This is a genomic window from Coleofasciculus sp. D1-CHI-01 (assembly GCF_040218875.1).
In the GTDB taxonomy this organism is placed as follows: Bacteria; Cyanobacteriota; Cyanobacteriia; order Cyanobacteriales; family Coleofasciculaceae; genus Coleofasciculus.
The window spans coordinates 1-15,667 of the sequence record NZ_JAVJQP010000083.1; the positions used below are offsets into that span (position 1 = coordinate 1).

The 15,667-nt window shown below is 46.3% G+C and carries 17 protein-coding genes; 10 read left to right on the top strand and 7 right to left on the bottom strand.

The genetic code is table 11. The annotated features are described in order from the left end of the window. Positions 1 to 164 precede the first annotated feature (164 nt). The 3 genes from RIB93_RS15180 to RIB93_RS15190 all read left to right on the top strand — a co-directional run bounded on the left by RIB93_RS15180 (position 165) and on the right by RIB93_RS15190 (position 3,013). Positions 165 to 527, top strand: a complete 363-nt coding sequence (locus tag RIB93_RS15180; protein WP_446373580.1) for a VOC family protein — start codon at positions 165 to 167, stop codon at positions 525 to 527. Between the two features lie 177 nt (positions 528 to 704). Further along, a complete protein-coding gene (locus RIB93_RS15185) occupies positions 705 to 1,997 on the top strand; it encodes a recombinase family protein (protein WP_446373604.1) in 1,293 nt (430 codons plus the stop codon). A 386-nt stretch (positions 1,998 to 2,383) separates the two neighbouring features. After that, entirely contained in the window at positions 2,384 to 3,013 is a 630-nt protein-coding gene (locus RIB93_RS15190; RefSeq protein ID WP_446373581.1) for a pentapeptide repeat-containing protein, read from the top strand. Positions 3,014 to 3,199: 186 nt separating this feature from the next. Here the strand turns inward: RIB93_RS15190 and RIB93_RS15195 are convergent, their stop codons facing one another. Then, positions 3,200 to 4,741 (bottom strand): DUF3084 domain-containing protein, encoded by a 1,542-nt coding sequence (locus RIB93_RS15195; protein WP_446373582.1) that lies wholly within the window; start codon positions 4,739 to 4,741, stop codon positions 3,200 to 3,202. A gap of 276 nt (positions 4,742 to 5,017) precedes the next feature. Here RIB93_RS15195 and RIB93_RS15200 point away from each other — a divergent pair, with 276 nt between their 5' ends. Then, positions 5,018 to 5,773 (top strand): tetratricopeptide repeat protein, encoded by a 756-nt coding sequence (locus RIB93_RS15200; protein WP_446373605.1) that lies wholly within the window; start codon positions 5,018 to 5,020, stop codon positions 5,771 to 5,773. Between the two features lie 154 nt (positions 5,774 to 5,927). Here the strand turns inward: RIB93_RS15200 and RIB93_RS15205 are convergent, their stop codons facing one another. From RIB93_RS15205 to RIB93_RS15215, 3 genes are all read right to left on the bottom strand, one after another. Next, positions 5,928 to 6,737, bottom strand: coding sequence for an HNH endonuclease (locus RIB93_RS15205; protein WP_446373583.1), 810 nt, complete (start codon positions 6,735 to 6,737; stop codon positions 5,928 to 5,930). A 245-nt stretch (positions 6,738 to 6,982) separates the two neighbouring features. Next, the gene (locus RIB93_RS15210) at positions 6,983 to 8,275 is read right to left on the bottom strand and encodes an AAA family ATPase (RefSeq protein WP_446373584.1); all 1,293 of its coding nucleotides are present in this window, start codon (positions 8,273 to 8,275) and stop codon (positions 6,983 to 6,985) included. Between the two features lie 162 nt (positions 8,276 to 8,437). Next, positions 8,438 to 9,376 carry a type II secretion system F family protein gene (locus tag RIB93_RS15215; RefSeq protein WP_446373585.1) on the bottom strand — a complete coding sequence of 313 codons (939 nt, stop codon included), beginning with the start codon at positions 9,374 to 9,376 and terminating at the stop codon, positions 8,438 to 8,440. Between the two features lie 378 nt (positions 9,377 to 9,754). Between RIB93_RS15215 and RIB93_RS15220 the strand changes: the two genes are divergently transcribed. Continuing rightward, positions 9,755 to 10,396, top strand: coding sequence for a hypothetical protein (locus RIB93_RS15220; protein WP_044204270.1), 642 nt, complete (start codon positions 9,755 to 9,757; stop codon positions 10,394 to 10,396). Positions 10,397 to 11,031: 635 nt separating this feature from the next. Here the strand turns inward: RIB93_RS15220 and RIB93_RS15225 are convergent. The 3 genes from RIB93_RS15225 to RIB93_RS15235 are packed head-to-tail and all read right to left on the bottom strand — an operon-like array spanning position 11,032 to position 11,931. Then, positions 11,032 to 11,262 (bottom strand): hypothetical protein, encoded by a 231-nt coding sequence (locus tag RIB93_RS15225; RefSeq protein ID WP_446373586.1) that lies wholly within the window; start codon positions 11,260 to 11,262, stop codon positions 11,032 to 11,034. After that, positions 11,216 to 11,689 carry an Rpn family recombination-promoting nuclease/putative transposase gene (locus RIB93_RS15230; RefSeq protein WP_446373606.1) on the bottom strand — a complete coding sequence of 158 codons (474 nt, stop codon included), beginning with the start codon at positions 11,687 to 11,689 and terminating at the stop codon, positions 11,216 to 11,218. Before RIB93_RS15230 ends, RIB93_RS15225 begins: the two co-directional genes overlap by 47 nt. Further along, positions 11,668 to 11,931, bottom strand: a complete 264-nt coding sequence (locus tag RIB93_RS15235; RefSeq protein ID WP_446373587.1) for a hypothetical protein — start codon at positions 11,929 to 11,931, stop codon at positions 11,668 to 11,670. Before RIB93_RS15235 ends, RIB93_RS15230 begins: the two co-directional genes overlap by 22 nt. A 504-nt stretch (positions 11,932 to 12,435) precedes the next feature. On the opposite strand from RIB93_RS15235, the gene RIB93_RS15240 reads away from it, so the two are divergent. The 5 genes from RIB93_RS15240 (at position 12,436) to RIB93_RS15260 (ending at position 15,604) form a co-directional block, all read left to right on the top strand. Beyond that, positions 12,436 to 13,272: a pentapeptide repeat-containing protein gene (locus RIB93_RS15240; RefSeq protein ID WP_446373588.1), complete on the top strand. Its 837-nt coding sequence runs from the start codon at positions 12,436 to 12,438 to the stop codon at positions 13,270 to 13,272. Beyond that, complete coding sequence (locus RIB93_RS15245) at positions 13,253 to 13,432, top strand: hypothetical protein (protein WP_446373589.1); 180 nt, start codon at positions 13,253 to 13,255, stop codon at positions 13,430 to 13,432. The genes RIB93_RS15240 and RIB93_RS15245 overlap by 20 nt, the downstream gene beginning before the upstream one ends. Before the next feature lie 58 nt (positions 13,433 to 13,490). Beyond that, on the top strand, positions 13,491 to 14,012 hold the full coding sequence (locus tag RIB93_RS15250; protein ID WP_044204267.1) for a photosystem I assembly protein Ycf3: 522 nt from the start codon (positions 13,491 to 13,493) through the stop codon (positions 14,010 to 14,012). Positions 14,013 to 14,073: 61 nt separating this feature from the next. Next, entirely contained in the window at positions 14,074 to 14,367 is a 294-nt protein-coding gene (gene gatC, locus RIB93_RS15255) for an Asp-tRNA(Asn)/Glu-tRNA(Gln) amidotransferase subunit GatC (protein ID WP_446373590.1), read from the top strand. 292 nt (positions 14,368 to 14,659) lie between these two features. Continuing rightward, positions 14,660 to 15,604, top strand: coding sequence for a glutathione S-transferase family protein (locus tag RIB93_RS15260; RefSeq protein WP_446373591.1), 945 nt, complete (start codon positions 14,660 to 14,662; stop codon positions 15,602 to 15,604). The last annotated feature ends 63 nt before the right edge of the window (positions 15,605 to 15,667 follow it).

Sequence of the window (15,667 nt, forward strand, 5' to 3'; positions counted from 1 at the left end):
GAGATTTGGGCAAGGGGTTTGGAACGAACCTCTTTAGACGCAGAGCCGCCTAGCTCTACTAATTGCTCCAAGCATGAAGCAGCCATCGGCGAAGAAGCGTCAGAAACAGCGACTTCAACGAAGTAAGTCGCTGTAGTTCATTCCCATTCAACAGCTAACTCGCCATGCAAATTACCCAATGTCTCCATACAGCTATTCTCGTCTCTAACCTGGAGAACGCCAAACACTTTTATGGCAACATCTTAGGGTTATCGAAAGTCGAGCGATCGCTAAAATATGCTGGTGTCTGGTATCAGATTGGCGATGTTCAACTCCACCTCATCGTTGACACCACGCTCTCAACTCACCTGCAAAACCCGGAAAAATGGGGGCGCAATCCTCACGTCGCCTTCTCGGTGGCTAACTTAGATGACACCAAAACCAAGCTATTGGAACATAACTGCCCGATCCAAATGAGCGCATCGGGTCGTGCGGCTTTATTCACTCAAGACCCCGATGGTAACATTATTGAACTAAGTCAAGTTTAGTTATTTGTCCTTTGTCATTCGTCGTTATTCAAAACCCGGTTTCCTTAAGCACAGGATTCGGTCAGGGCGGGTTTTGAACAAACGTGATCATCGATAGTGAAACGAAAATCCCTAAACCCGCCCCTACACAGTCAAAATGCAACACCAGGTTCCCTCGAAAGTCGTGAAGGGTCAAAAATGCGAATTGTTGCCTACCTCTATAGTGATCCTCTCTTAGAATCTTCTCCAGATCCAGTTATCTGGGGGTGGGAAGTGGATCACGTCTATCAAGATTTAGGTGGGCGTCAACAGTGGCGACAACTCATTGCTGACTGTCAAACTGAACCGACTGATTATCTGCTGATCCGCCGTTTAGAGGAACTGGGCGACTCCATTACCCAAGTGAGCGATCGCCTCACTCAAATCCAAGCCCTAGGCGTCATTGTCATGGCAACCGAACAATCCTACTCCTCCCATAACCCCAACTCCCAAACCAACTTACTCCAACTCCTCAGTGAAGTCCAGCAAGAAGCCAGTTCTCGCCGTCTGCGTCAAGGACATGCCCGTAATCGCCTCAACGCCTTACCCCCACCGGGAAAAGCCCCCTACGGCTACCGACGGGGCAAAGACCGCTATATTCTGGATCGCAGTACTGCCCCTTTAGTCAAAGATTTTTTCGACCAATTTCTGCTGTACGGCTCATTACGCGGTGCGGTGCGGTATCTGGAAAAAAAGTATAGTAAAAAAATCTCTGTGGCAACAGGGAAACGTTGGCTAACCAGCCCTGTCTATCGGGGTGATCTCGCCTATCGCAACGGAGAAGTTATCTGTGACACCCATAGCCCGATTCTCAACCGCGAAGAAGCCGCCCAAATTGACCGTTTGCTGCGTCGCAACCGTCGCCTCCCGTCTCGAACTGCCAGCGCCCCCCGTTCCTTAGCGGGTTTAGTCGTCTGTGGTGACTGTCAATCTCAGATGAGTGTTACCAGTGTCACTCGCCCCCGCCAAACCTGGGAATATCTTTACCTGCGTCCGGTTAACTGTCCCAAGCGCCCTAAATGCCGAGCGATTCCCTACCAACAGGTTTTAGATTCCACAATTCAAACCATTTGTCAAGAGTTACCCCGTGCCGTAGCCGGGATGAACCTGCCCAATTTGGATGAGGTCAAGCAATCTCTGAAGAGCAAAATTGGTGAGCAAAAAGGGGTATTAGACCAGCTTAACCACTTAACCGCCACAGGTGTTCTGGATACTGAAACCGCCCAGCTTCGCGCCTATAAGCTTCGCACCGAACAGTCTCAACTTCAGGCACAGCTAGCCTCCCTGCCCCCCGTGAATTTAGGCGCGATCGCGCAAACCGTATCTATTCCCCAATTCTGGTCAGATTTATCAGAATCTGAGCGCCGATTTTACTTTCGAGAATTTATTCGGCAAGTCAAACTCATTCGCCAGGGTAAAGAGTGGCGGCTGCAACTGATTTTTATCTTCTAGGCACTTACAGAAGTTGAAATAGAGTATAGTATTTAGTTTGGTGCGTATCGTTATAGGGGCTTATCCTGATTCATTGGTGTCAACTTAAGCTCAACCCCTCTCCCCCAGCCCCTCTCCCACGCCGGGGAGAGGGGAGTAAGAGAATCTGGTTCCCCTTCTCCCCACGGTGGGAGAATGGGTTAGGGGATGAGGGGGAAATTTTGAGGATTAAATAGACATAGCTGAGATCCTTACCAGCATTGGTTTTCGACTTTAAGTTGACACGGATGATCCTGATTATTCCATTCATACGGGGTAAATAGATAATCCCATCCCAACCAGGTGCAACTGCCTCAAATCACTGATGAATTAGGACGTTAGCGAGAGGCTAAGACCTGGGAATTTTTATGGATGCTGCTGAATTGCTAAAGGGTTATGCTGCCGGAGAGCGAGATTTTGAGGGAGTTGAACTCCGGGGAGCCTATCTGACTGAAGCAATTCTCAATGGGGCGAATCTGAGGCGCAGCGACTTGAGTGGTGCTAATCTCAGTGGCGCAAGTTTGAAAGGAGCGAACCTGAGCGAAGCCAATTTGAGTCAAGCTAACTTAAGCGTCGCTAATTTAAGCAAAGCTGAACTCAACGATGCCAATTTAACGGCGGCTGAGTTAGTGAGAGCCACGTTGATTGAATGTAACTTAAAACGTGCGAATTTGACGGAAGCGCATCTGCGGGAAGCCAGCTTGATGTTTGCCAATCTTGCCCAAGCTTGTCTTTATCAAGCTGATTTACACGGTGCGATGCTGCATCAGGCTATTTTACATTGGGCAAGCTTAAAAAATGCAGATTTAATTGGGGCAATCCTACAAGGGGCTGATATGAGAGGCGCTGATCTCAGTCAAGCTTGTTTGATTCGCGCTGATGTATCCAAGGCAATTTTGATGGTTGCTGATCTGCGCGGGGCAATTGTTATGGGGGCTAATTTTAAAGCCGCCATACTCACAGGCGCGGTTTTGCCAGATGGCAAGATGCATCAATAAGTAAGGTCTGCTGAATAAGTGTTCTGGTGAGGGGAAGCGGGGGAAGCGGGGGAAGCTGGGGAAGCGGGGGAAGCTGGGGGAGCGGGGGAAGCGGGGGAAGCGGGGGAAGCGGGGGAAGCTGGGGAAGCTGGGGGAGCAAGGGTACATTTGTCCTGAGCAAGGTGATGCCATACTTATGAAGGATGCTTAAGTGCTAAAAACGATTTGTCCATTCTGAATGGCGATTAACTGCATTTTCAATGGTCCGGCTGTAGAGGTTGGGTCTTGGGCGATCGCTCTTACCGCCAGAGGTTGCTCAGATTCTGCCAACTGTTCTATAAAGCGAATTAGGGTAGACGGATCACCATCGGCAACTTGAATCGGACCGAGGACTCCAGCGCGACGGGCGCGAAACTGAGAGGCGGCGAGTAACTGGTCAATGCGCTGTTGCAGTGCCTTATTTGTCAAGGTTGAAGCATCGATAGAAACAGCAGCTAACACCTCCCCCGGTTCAAACACCGCTTGATTCAGCGCTGCATCGGCAAAAGCTTGAATCGGTTTTTCGCCAACCACATAGTTTCCGGCGGAGAGAATTCGCACCACATAGTCTTCACCATCTTGAATTTGCTCGATTAACTGTTCGGCTTGGGCTTTTGTAATTTGAATCAGGGGTTCCTTCGGTTCCTCAGATCCGGGCAAAATAATTTCCGTGGCGGTTCGATTGGCTTCCCGCAGGAGTTGATTAACCGCCTCAGATGCGGCTGACGGTTCAACAATACGCACCACGCCAAATGCCAACACTTGACCGCGCAAAATTGCCACATTGCCCTGACGCAGGGCTTGGTAGTTCTGATAATATTGCTCCAGAATGTTGACTTGCCGTTCTAAAAACGCCAGTTGTTGTTCTTGATCTTGGAGTTGTTGGTTACGTTGAGCGATGAGGAGTTCCCGTTGAGCAAGTTCCTCTTCCAGTTGAGCTAAGCGAACTTCCCGTTGGGCGATCGCCTCTTGGAGTTCGGTTTGCAGTTCTTGAAGACGGGCTTCTCGTTGTGCGATCGCGTCCTGGAGACGGGCTTCCCGTTCAGCCATGGTTTCAATCACATTATCTTTTTGGGCGAGTTCCTGCTCTTTTTCCCTCAGTTGCTGATTTCTCTGCTCAAGTTCCTGGTTTTTTAGCGCCAGTTGCTGGCTGGTTTCCTCCAGTTCCTGATCCCGTTGAGCCACTAACTCTTTAAGCTGGCTAATGTCTGCCCTCAGTTGATTCCGTTGCTCAATTAACTGCTGACGTTCAGCCAAGAGTGACTGAATTTCTGAACGTAGATTACTTGCCTGTTTTGAGATATCTCGCAGTTGAGCTTGAGCTTTCTGGAAATTGCTGTTCAGTTCATCCAGACGCTGTTGTACTTTGGCTTGCTCAGCCCTAGTTTTAGCCAGTTCGCCCTCTACTTGTTGTTTCTGGGCATTAACAACTTCCACATCCCGACGCGCATGTCTAAGTTGTCGCAGGATGTTATCCAGTTGAAACACCCCTTCCCGCAGGGATTCACTCAGACCGAAGAGGATACCCAAAGTTGAGGCAGAAATCAAACATCCCGTCATAATCGTGACCACCGTCGCCGTTTTACGAGGACGTAAGTTAAATAAACTCAGCCGCGCCTTGCCAACTTTCGTACCAATGCGATCGCCTAAAGTTGCGAGGACTCCTCCCAACAGTAATATTGCCACGATCAGGATGTAAGCGCTGGTCATCACGGTGCTACGTCTGTCCAGATACAGCCTATCTTATGGCTGAGGCTGATTATATATTTTTTATGGTTTATTGTTTATGGTTCCGCCGAGAAAATTCTTCTCTCCGGAGTCTTCCCCTGCTTCCCCTGCTTTCCCTGCTTCCAGACGTAGCATGCTACGTCTCTACATAGCGTCCCCTGCACCCCCAGCTTCCCTTGCTTCCCTTGCTTCCCCAGCTTCCCCAGCTTCCCCAGCTTCCCCTGCACCCCCAGCTTCCCCAGCTTCCCCAGCTCGTCAATCAAAGCCGGAAACTATGCTGAAGCCGTCAAAGCTTATGATCAAGCTTTGAAAGTAAATCCTAACAGTGATTGGGCTTGGTTCCATCGGGGAATTACCCTGGGACGGCTGGAACGTGATCAAGAGGCATTAGAGGCTTATGATCAAGCTGTTCGCATCGATCCAGACTACGAACGGGCGTGGTACAATCGCGGTTCTGTCCTGGTTAAATTAGAACGTTATCCAGAAGCAGAAACGTCGTTTGCCGAAGTTGTCCGAATTAATCCAAATAGTGAGCTAGGTTGGTTCAGACGCGGTATAGCGTTACTGGAAATGGAGCAAAATAATACCGCTCTCAACGCTTTTGAACAGGTTTTATTAATCAATCCAGATAACGCCTATGCTTGGTACAACAAGGGCATTATTCTCGAAAAGTTAGATGGGAATGCAGAGGATATTTTTGCCGCTTATGACCAAGTAGTGCAACTGATACCAGATGATGTGGATGGCTGGTTTAAGCGAGGGAATGCTTTACTCCGTTTAGATCGCTACGCAGACGCCTTGAACTCTTATGATCGGATGTTAGAACTTGAGCCTGATAGTGAAGCGGGCTGGTATAACCGGGGAATCGCCCTCGCCCTGCTGGAACGGTATCATGACGCGATCGCATCCTTTGATGAAGCCCTACGTATTAACCCAGACAATACAGAGGCGAAGGAACATCGCGACAAATTGCAGGAACTGGTACAGCAGCAACCCCAAGAGGCGATCGGATAATCAATTAGTGGCAACAGATACAGGGGCATTTGTCATTTGTCATTTGCCCTTTGTTTTTTGTCCTTTGTCAAATAGCCTTTATATCATCCCAGACTGTGTAATTAGTTTATTATACCTGTAGTTATTTGGCAAGCAGCATTAACCTTTTTCATTTCTACCAAGTGAGTGCTTCTGGCGCTAAATCAAATAACTCTTTCAACTCTGAGAGAAACTGTTGCTGACGCTGCATTTCTTTCCAAATTGTGGGATGTTGCATTCTTTGTAATGCTGTAATCATAGGCTTTAGTTGCTCTGAAAGGGTGTCTGTTTTCTTTTTCTTAATATATTCACCCAACCTTGCCCGATAGTTGTAGAATGCTTCTTTGCTGGCTTCGACTAAATAGTCTCGGTCATTTAAGCGTAATACCTCAATCGTATAGTCTGCTCGTTGATAATCTTTTGAATCTAGAGAATATCTAGGCAAAAAATAGAAGGTATCAATTAAGTCAATTTCCAGAAAATCCATCGGATCTTCCTTTCGCGGATCGATAAGTACTGGCTCTCCCTGTTCTGGCTCCACCACCGGATCGCCCCGCCTTCGCGCAACTTCTCTTAGTTGACCCGTTTTATCCGAAAAAACAGCATACTTATTATTTTTGCCGCCATTACATTGACCGCAAGCATATAAATAATTTTCCCAGACAAAAACAGTTTCAGGATAGAGATCCTTTGGTTTAATATGCTCCACTTCATCAGCGACAGAATCTTCACAGTAACCACAGCGACAAGCACCACAACACATGTGGGTTAAAGTTTGACGCACTTGGCGAAAGGTAAAATTTGTTAGTTTGTTACGTCTGGCAAATGCTTTTTTTTCCTGAGCAACTCTTTCGGCGTAATCTTCTAAACAGTTAATCTCGTTTCGCCATACATTTAATTGGTTTTGAGCCGTTTTAGGTAAATTTTGATGTGGAAGCCGTATCATTGTTGTGACACTTCAGATTAGGGCTGATTTATTCATTCGGAGTATCTATCGCACTGTATTGGACTGACACAGCTACAATTGTGGAATAGATTTGACCATTGAATCGGGCGCAAAGCTTTGCGCCCCTACGGTTTTTGGATGTGAGCGTCATTCATCCAATTTAGGTATACCACGCTCATGTTATCGTAAAACATGCTCCTATAAATTATATTTTTATAGGTTTTTTCTATCCAATGAGCATCTTATTAGCAGACTTTATGGGGTGAAGTTGGCATCATTGTCCGCAGTTTTTCTTGTTCATTTCGCTCATCTTCACTGAGTTGTTCACGCAGTTCTTTCCGATTCAATTCAGCCAACCGTTGTAACCGATTTTTGGATTCGTCTGATCGCGTCACATCTGCACCAAATGCTTCTGTACCATAAGCATCTAAGACATTACCATAAAGTAAGCGATCTAAATCTTTCCCCCTTACCCTACCCCCGGATTCATTACTACCTGGTTTAGGTAAACGCCAGACTGTTCCCACGGTTGCGGCTTGGCAAATTAGAGGACTATGGGTTGTGACAATAAATTGAAGATTGGGAAAATGTTCTCGAAACCAAATCCCGACTCGCTGTTGCCAAGTAGGATGAAGGTGAGCATCAATTTCATCGATGAGGACAACCCCAGGAGGAATAATTTTTGTTTTGTCATTGGAATCAAAAATAGATTCATAACCGTAAACTCGAGTAAGTTGGCGAATCAGTTCAAAGGTTAGGCTTAAAATCGAGCGATACCCATCACTCAATTCCTCAACTGGCAATCGACAACCATTGCCATCAACAAATTCAACACCTTTAGAGGAAACGTGTTCCAGACGCGCTTGATGCGGCAGAAATTCACTTTGATTCACAAACTCTTTCACAGAATCAATCAAGTTACCTTCTGGATCACCTTCGAGTTTCTTGAATTGCAAATCTTGCAACCACTGTAAACATTCAGTGAGAGCCACATCTTCACCAAATAACGATAAGTGTGCCGCTACTTTGGGATTAGAGGAGAAAAGCTCGTCATAATCTTTATTTCCACCCCTGAAGCGTCGAAAGGGACCAAAGCCAGCCGAAAACCAGCAAGCTCTTTTTCCCCATAAACCTCGTCTAGGATTATACCCATCTACTTCTGAATCGTCTATTTTGACATCATTTTTGCTCTTGATAAATTCAATCAAAACAGGAAAACCATGAAATCCCATCGATTTATCCCCTCCAGGTATTTTGTCGAAACGGCTGTCATACAATAAATGGACATAAATTTCTTGAGGATTTTCAATGTCTCCATGGTTTCCATTTTTGTTTAACCAATTATTCCAATTTTGCCGCAGCGCAATAGCATTAGTTGGACCAAATAAAGCTAATGCAATAGCACGTAATAAAGTTGACTTGCCTGAACCATTGTCACCAATAACTACGTGCCATCCCGCACACTGTTCTAAACCTATCTTCCAATAGAAATTTTCAATTGAGCGGATATTCATCATTCCAATTTCATTAATATACATAATCTCTTCATTTAGTTTTTTGTCGGATAAATATCTTTCCCACCAAAGCCAATGGTGCAAGAACTGAAATCTACAATAGCTGATGCGATCGCGCTTTTTCTCCAATCCCCCCAAACCCTCTGCGAACCTCTGCGCTTTCCCTCTGCGAACCTCTGCGTTGAATCATTCTGGGAATGAATCCAGCAGCACAGATATCCCTCGCACACCCACAACCGCCACCAAACTGCCCATCACCACCAGGCTTAAAACTCGTAGACTAACCTGTAGCGATCGCAGTCGTTGTTCTAACTCACTATCATAGTGTTGGGCTAAGGTTTCCAGCGTCCGATCCAAGGTTCCGCTTTCTTCCCCCGTGCTAATCATCTGTAGGGCTGTGGCGGGTAATTTACCCTGGAGACTCTCACTCAAGGATTGACCCATGCGAACACGCCGCCTAGCCCCAGAGAGTTTGCCTTTGATGATAGTATCGGGGATATGGTCTCGCAGTAAATCCAAGGCGGTGAGGATAGAAACCCCACAACTTAACGGTAATCGTAACTTAGCCAGATAGAGGAGCGATCGCACTTGCACGATTTTCCCGAAAATAGGTAATCGTCTCACCAGTTGCAGCCAAAAGGGACTAGAAAAGCGAGACACGAGGATTATCATCACCCATAATAGCAGCGCGATCGCTAACCCTCTTAACCAAAACTCTGGTTTAATAATTCCTGTTGCATTGGGGTTAAAAATAGCCGCCGTTAACACCAAAAATCCCCAAATTGTCGCTATAGCTGAACGTTTTACCGACCCATATAATCGTTCCTGTCTCGCTTGCGTTTCAGCGTCTTCGGCGAGGATTTGACAGGTTTGGGGGAGAGAACCGCTATATTCAGCTAAACGAATTAAGCTAATCGTCCAACGGTTAAAATAACGGCGTTCACAGGTTAAGGCGGTGGCGAAATCCTGACCAGAACCTACGGCGAGACTGACTTTTTGTAAATAGCGTTTAACGGCTGGGTTTAAATCATTTCCCACCAGAGTTAAGCTTTGCTGTAGATTTATACCAGAATTGAGTAATTTAGCAAGCTGGGAGAAGATTTTAGCATTTTGGCGATTTGTCATTTGTCCTTCGTCATACTTGAAGAGCGCGAGAAGCAAGTTACGTCTTATGTCCTGATCTAGGTTTACTACCCCCTTTATAATCCAGTCCGCTTTTAGTGAGATTAGTTTAACCGGATTTGATATCAGAGCCTTTCCCAAACCCCTGGAGCGAACCTCTCCCTAGCCCTCCCCTACGAGGGGAGGGAAGCGGAATATATTTTTTATGTGGAGGGGCTTTCATACTCCTGCTTCCCTGACAGGATACTGCTGGAAAACTTCTGCCTTCTTGCACTAGGTTTCGCGGCTTTCCAGGAAAAATCGCGATCGCACTTCGTTTTCCGGTAAACTCAAATGTTGCTTATTCCAGCCTTATGACCCCCAATCTACGGAGAAATAACCTTGGCTATAGAATTGCGATCCTACGTCTATATCGATAGCTTACAGCCGCAGCACGCAGCATATATGGGGACGGTGGCGCTAGGGTTCTTGCCATTACCTGGGGATACGTCGCTCTGGATTGAAATCTCACCCGGTATCGAAATTAACCGGATTACCGATGTGGCGCTCAAATCGACCTCTGTACGCCCAGCTGTGCAGATGGTGGAACGACTCTATGGGGTTCTGGAAGTCCATGCGAATAAACAAGGCGAAACCAGGGCGGCGGGGAAAGCGATTCTAGCCGCCCTAGGCGTCGGTGAACGAGAACGTCTTAAACCGCGAGTTGTCTCTAGCCAAATTATTCGCAATATTGACCCTCACCAAACTCAACTGATTAATCGTACCCGACGGGGACAGATGATTTTGGCAGGACAAACCCTCTATGTTTTAGAAGTCGCACCAGCCGCTTATGCTGCTTTAGCCGCTAATGAAGCCGAGAAAGCCGCCTTAATTAATATCTTGCAAATTTCCGCCGTCGGCAGTTTTGGACGCCTCTATTTGGGCGGTGAAGAACGGGATATTCTGGCAGGTTCACAAGCGGCGCTGACAGCACTGGAGAGCGTTCCTGGGCGAGAACATCCAGGGGCTGGTGGGAAGGAGTAAAGTAGGGGAGCAGGGGGAGCTGGGGAAGCTGGGGAGCAGGGGGGAGCAGAGGGAGCAGGGGGAGCAGGGGGAGCAGGGGGAGCAGGGGAAGCAGAGGGGGTATGAGATGAACGCGCTAAAAGATAAAGTAATCAATATTGAGTTCAGAGGAAGGCATTACAGACTTTCCCGACTGAACGACAATCAATATTATGAACGGCGGCAAAATAGTATTTCTATTGCCGATGATTATGGATTTTATACTGATTGACTTTTATCGGTACTTAAGACAACAAGGCGAGGATTTAAATCTTGCCCAAATCTATGTCACCCTAGAAACAATCCCTATAATCAGTTTTTCTTCAAGCGAGTAGCTTCTAATGGTATCGTATTTGGATATAAAGACGGAGAATTTTTTGAAGAACAGTATGATTCCCCTAAAACCTACAACCAGGCTATGAAATCATTAGAGAATTACAGATTGGGGTAGGGGCGCAAGGCTTGCGCCCTTAGCTCTTACCGAGGTACTACGGATACATTGGCTAATTGTTAAATCCAGTTAGCAGCACCAAATCTGAGGGATTTATTGATTCTGTGTTTTAGATTGTGGTAAAGTTCGTTGAGTATTCCCCGACAATTGTACTGTATTATTACGATCACCCCGAATCAGCTTGTAATAATTCCAGATATCTTGAGTTATCCTGGTTGGAAGATACACCGATTTGACCGTTACCCTCTTGAAGACGCTCAATTAGGGATTCTAGTCTAAGAACATGAAGTTTTTGTCCAATTTGCTGACATTCCTCCCATAAATGATTTGCGTTATTGACGGGTTCATCTTCACCTTGAGCGAAGTTGTTTCGCAGATGAAAAGCGTAGAGGCTCAATTACAAGTTTAACAACTTCTACCCCTAATGAGCCTTCGGCAGCTTCACCTAATTCATCCAGATAAATTCGTCTCACCTGGTTCAGGGCTAAGAGGTTCCCAAAATGTAACGTCTGTTCTCGTTCAATACGGCGGTTGGGATAGATGACGATAATTTGCCAAGGATGGGATGGCTGGTATTGCCTTAAAAAGATGAAGAGTTCGGCAAATATGCGGTAGTATAAGCCAGCATCCGGCTGTAACTGAACTTCAACCAGGTAGAAAGGTTTGTCAGGTTCGCGGGTTTTGGGTAAAAATAAACCGTCTAGGCGAAAGGATAATTGTTTGACTTCGCGGGAGGTGAATTCATAGCTATCGGCTTCTTCGGGAGAATGGTTAATCAGCTCAAAGAAGATGCCGGGAAATGCTAGAAATAGGTTGTAGAAGATACTGTCAGGTGAGCAACAATCAGCATATTGACTGTTGCTTCCGCCAACTCCCCCTGCATTCGATGGCGCACAAAGCGGCGTTTAATCTTATCCAGAAATGCTCGTTCTGTTTCGGTTAACTCTGGTAAATTATCATGCCACTCCGGAAAAAATAGATCACTGTCGGCTGGGTTCAGTGTAAACCGCTCCTGAAGTTGAGCCATATTAGTAATGGCTTGAGAAATAGCTAGAGATTGAGTCATATTAATTAAAATCTTAAAAATCTATTTATCTTGTAACTGTAAACCTCCCTTGATCAATAATAATCCTAAATCAGAGTTTTTTACCCCTATTATAGTTTAGTCCGCGTAGGCGGACTTTGTTTGTGTAGCAGCGATTTCAATCGCCATAGCTGTCTAATCACCCGCGTTGTCGAACTGAAACAGTATCCGCCACCTTGCCATCCGCCCCTTTCCATTGAACAATAGGTGAGGTGAATGTTTAAAAATTTAAGAGAGAGCGGTTCCTCAGTCGAGGACATACACGAAAATGTAGAGGGAGCATGTCAGGGAAAGCACAAAATGTTCAAGCCCTCATATATGTGTTGGGTTGCTCTTTGAGAAGGCTCCGCCTACGTTCTTCAACCCAACCTACAAAATTGACATATACCCAAGGCTTGCGCCCTTAACAAGGTTCCGCATCAGACAGGAAATTGTCATATAGAAATTAGCAATAGACAAGAGTGAACGGTAAAGCGGGAGACGCGAATGGCAAATTTAGAGCATCTGAAATTACTTCAACAAGGTGCAGTTAGCTGGATTAAATGGAGAAATCAACATCAAACCATAGAACCCGATTTGAGTGAGGCTAACCTGGAAGGCGCTAACCTCAGAGGCGCTAACCTGAAGCAGGTTAACCTGAAAGGGGCGCAGTTAGAATCCGCTAATCTAATCACGGCAAATCTGACAAAAGCAAACCTGAGCCTTGCTTATCTGAGTCTGGCTTGTATGATTGACGCGAATCTCATCGAAGCCTCCTTAGTCAGCGCTCATTTGATGCAAGCGGAACTCAGCTATGCTGATTTAAGCCATGCTAACTTAATCGGGGCTGACCTCAGAGGCGCTACGTTGATGAATGTTAATCTGAGTCATGCTAATCTGATTGGCACCGACTTCAGAGAGGCAAACCTGAAAGGCGCAATGCTCAATGAAGCTAATTTGAGACGCAGCAACCTCAGTGACGCCAGCCTGATTCATGCCCATCTTAACCGGGCTAACCTTACCGATGCTAATCTTCATGAAGCGGAATTGATTGGCGCTTACCTCTACCAAGCTGACTTGGAAAAGGCGAATTTGAGTCAGGCTCATTTGGGAGGGGCGTATCTGTTTGGGGCAAATCTGGGCACCGCCGATTTAGAAGGAACAGATTTGAGATGGACGAATCTTACAGGCGCAAATCTCCAAGCTGCTAATCTCAAAGGCGTTAAGCTTGAAGGCGCTCATCTTGACAAAGCTAACCTGACAGGGGCAGTTTTAGATGATTTTACCCTAGAGGGTGCTAGTCTCCAAGGGACAATTTTGCCTGATGGGACGATTCATAGATAGGGGAGATGGGGAAGCAGAGGGAGCAGAGGAAGCAGGGGAAGCAGAGGGAGCAGGGGGAGCAGGGGGAGCAGGGGGAGCAGGGGGAGCAGAGGGAGCAGGGGAAGCAGGGGGAGATGGGGGTGGGTTGAGTCACATCAGGGTGACAACAAACAATCTCTGATCGAGTGCATCCCAGACACGCTACGATAATTGACAACCGGGATAATTGGGAAGCAACTATGCCACGAACACAGCGTAACGATAACTTTGTTGACAAAACCTTCACGGTAATGGCAGATCTCATTCTTAAGGTTTTGCCCACCAACAAGAGAGCGAAAGAAGCGTTCGTCTATTACCGCGATGGGATGTCGGCTCAGGGAGATGGCGAATATGCTGAAGCTTTGGATAATTACAAGCAAGCGTTGGAGTTAGAAGAAGATTCCTATGACCGCAGCTTGATTCTGTACAATATGGGGTTGATTTACACCAGCAACGGTGAGCATGAGACAGCATTGGAGTACTACCAGAAAGCCCTCGACTCTAATCCCCGTCTCCCCCAAGCGCTGAATAATGTTGCTGTCATTTACCATTTCCAAGGTGAGAAGGAAAAGGAAGCGGGAAATGATGAAGCTGCGGAAAAGTTGTTTGATCAAGCCGCAGATTATTGGAAACGAGCGATTCGTTTGGCTCCTAATAACTACTTGGAAGCGCAAAACTGGCTGAAAACCAGTGGACGTTCAGCCATTGATATCTATTTTTAGTGTTCGTCATTTGTCATTTGTCATTGACTAGGGAATAATCAAAAAATAACAATCAACAACTATGATTGACCTTGAACAAGTTCGCAAAGTTGCTAATCTGGCTCGTTTGGAGTTGACTCCTGAAGAAGAAGAGCAATTTTTGCCGCAGCTTAATAGCATTTTGGAATACTTTCAACAGCTTAGTGAATTGGATACGGAAAATGTTCCGCCAACGACCCGAGCTATTGATGTTAGTAATGTGACTCGACCTGACCAACTTCAACGGTATCCGGCGCGGGATGCTTTATTGGCAGAATCTCCTGACCAAGATGGGGACTTTTTTAAAGTGCCGCAAATCCTCAGTACGAAAGAGTAACGCTGAATTGCTCCTTTGTCTTTGGTCATTTGCCGATTTTTTTTGAGCATCACCAAGGGCGAAGGAGGATAAATACCAATATATAGTAGGGGCGGGTTTAGCCACTTAGGTAAGTTGGTTACTAATAACTTATCACCAAAACCCGCCCCTGGCTCAAAGGAAAATTTGTTGTCCCCAGGGATGAATAAATATTAAGTTTTTTTGAAAATATGAGGAAAATGACGAAATAGAGAATTGACAAACCAAAATTTGGGATAATTAACCAACAAATAGATTGGGATAGAAAGAAAATATGGCAACTGGAATGCTGGTGAATGGACAATGGACGAAGGAACCTTACCAGCAAGACCCTGAGGGGCGATTTAAGCGAAATCCGACCAAATTTCGTAACTGGGTGAGTGCTGATGGTTCTACAGGGTTTAAAGCTGAGTCTGGACGCTACCATCTCTATGTCTCTCTGGCTTGTCCGTGGGCGCACCGCACGCTGATTATGCGGAAGTTGAAGGGTTTGGAGGAGGCGATTAGCCTGTCCATTGTTGACCCGTTTATGGATGAAGATGGATGGGAATTTTCTGAGGCTCCCGGTTGTATCCCGGATACGGTTCATGGATCTCGTTATCTGCGAGAGGTTTATCTAAAAGCAGACCAGAACTGTACGGGACGAGTGACAGTCCCTGTGCTTTGGGATAAACAAAAGAATACGATCGCAAATAATGAATCCCGTGAAATTATCCGTATGTTCGATACGGAGTTTGAGGCGATCGCGAAATCTCAAGTTAGCTTCTATCCCGATCATCTGCAAGATGAGATCGATCGCGCGATTGACAGAATTTACCAACCAATCAACAATGGCGTCTACCGCGCTGGGTTCGCCACGACTCAGACGGCTTATGACGAGGCGGTAACCGAACTTTTTGAAGAACTAGACTATTGGGAAGGGGTTCTATCCCAGCAAGCTTATCTGTGTGGCGATCGGATCACGGAAGCGGATTGGTGTATGTTCACTACCCTGTTTCGCTTTGACCCCGTTTACTACGTGCATTTTAAGTGCAACTTACGTAGAATTAGTGATTATCCCCATCTGGGAAATTATCTCAAAGATCTCTATCAGCAACCGGGCGTTAGCGATACCTGCAACCTTGACCAGATCAAGCAACATTATTACCAGAGTCATCCCCACATTAATCCCACTCGCATTGTACCCAAAGGTCCTGTGATTGATTGGGTGGCGGGGTAAGTGTTGACTGTGTAGGGGCGGGTTTAGGGATTTTTTGTTCGCTGTTGATGATAACATTTGTAC

What these genes read in the sequence shown, in the direction of transcription:
- RIB93_RS15180 (WP_446373580.1), top strand. Translation starts at nt 165, where the DNA reads ATGCAAATTACCCAATGTCTCCATACAGCTATTCTCGTCTCTAACCTG.
- RIB93_RS15185 (WP_446373604.1), top strand. Translation starts at nt 705, where the DNA reads ATGCGAATTGTTGCCTACCTCTATAGTGATCCTCTCTTAGAATCTTCT.
- RIB93_RS15190 (WP_446373581.1), top strand. Translation starts at nt 2,384, where the DNA reads ATGGATGCTGCTGAATTGCTAAAGGGTTATGCTGCCGGAGAGCGAGAT.
- RIB93_RS15195 (WP_446373582.1), bottom strand. Translation starts at nt 4,741, where the DNA reads ATGACCAGCGCTTACATCCTGATCGTGGCAATATTACTGTTGGGAGGA.
- RIB93_RS15205 (WP_446373583.1), bottom strand. Translation starts at nt 6,737, where the DNA reads ATGATACGGCTTCCACATCAAAATTTACCTAAAACGGCTCAAAACCAA.
- RIB93_RS15210 (WP_446373584.1), bottom strand. Translation starts at nt 8,275, where the DNA reads ATGTATATTAATGAAATTGGAATGATGAATATCCGCTCAATTGAAAAT.
- RIB93_RS15215 (WP_446373585.1), bottom strand. Translation starts at nt 9,376, where the DNA reads ATGACAAATCGCCAAAATGCTAAAATCTTCTCCCAGCTTGCTAAATTA.
- RIB93_RS15235 (WP_446373587.1), bottom strand. Translation starts at nt 11,931, where the DNA reads ATGACTCAATCTCTAGCTATTTCTCAAGCCATTACTAATATGGCTCAA.
- RIB93_RS15240 (WP_446373588.1), top strand. Translation starts at nt 12,436, where the DNA reads ATGGCAAATTTAGAGCATCTGAAATTACTTCAACAAGGTGCAGTTAGC.
- RIB93_RS15245 (WP_446373589.1), top strand. Translation starts at nt 13,253, where the DNA reads ATGGGACGATTCATAGATAGGGGAGATGGGGAAGCAGAGGGAGCAGAG.
- RIB93_RS15250 (WP_044204267.1), top strand. Translation starts at nt 13,491, where the DNA reads ATGCCACGAACACAGCGTAACGATAACTTTGTTGACAAAACCTTCACG.
- gatC (WP_446373590.1), top strand. Translation starts at nt 14,074, where the DNA reads ATGATTGACCTTGAACAAGTTCGCAAAGTTGCTAATCTGGCTCGTTTG.
- RIB93_RS15260 (WP_446373591.1), top strand. Translation starts at nt 14,660, where the DNA reads ATGGCAACTGGAATGCTGGTGAATGGACAATGGACGAAGGAACCTTAC.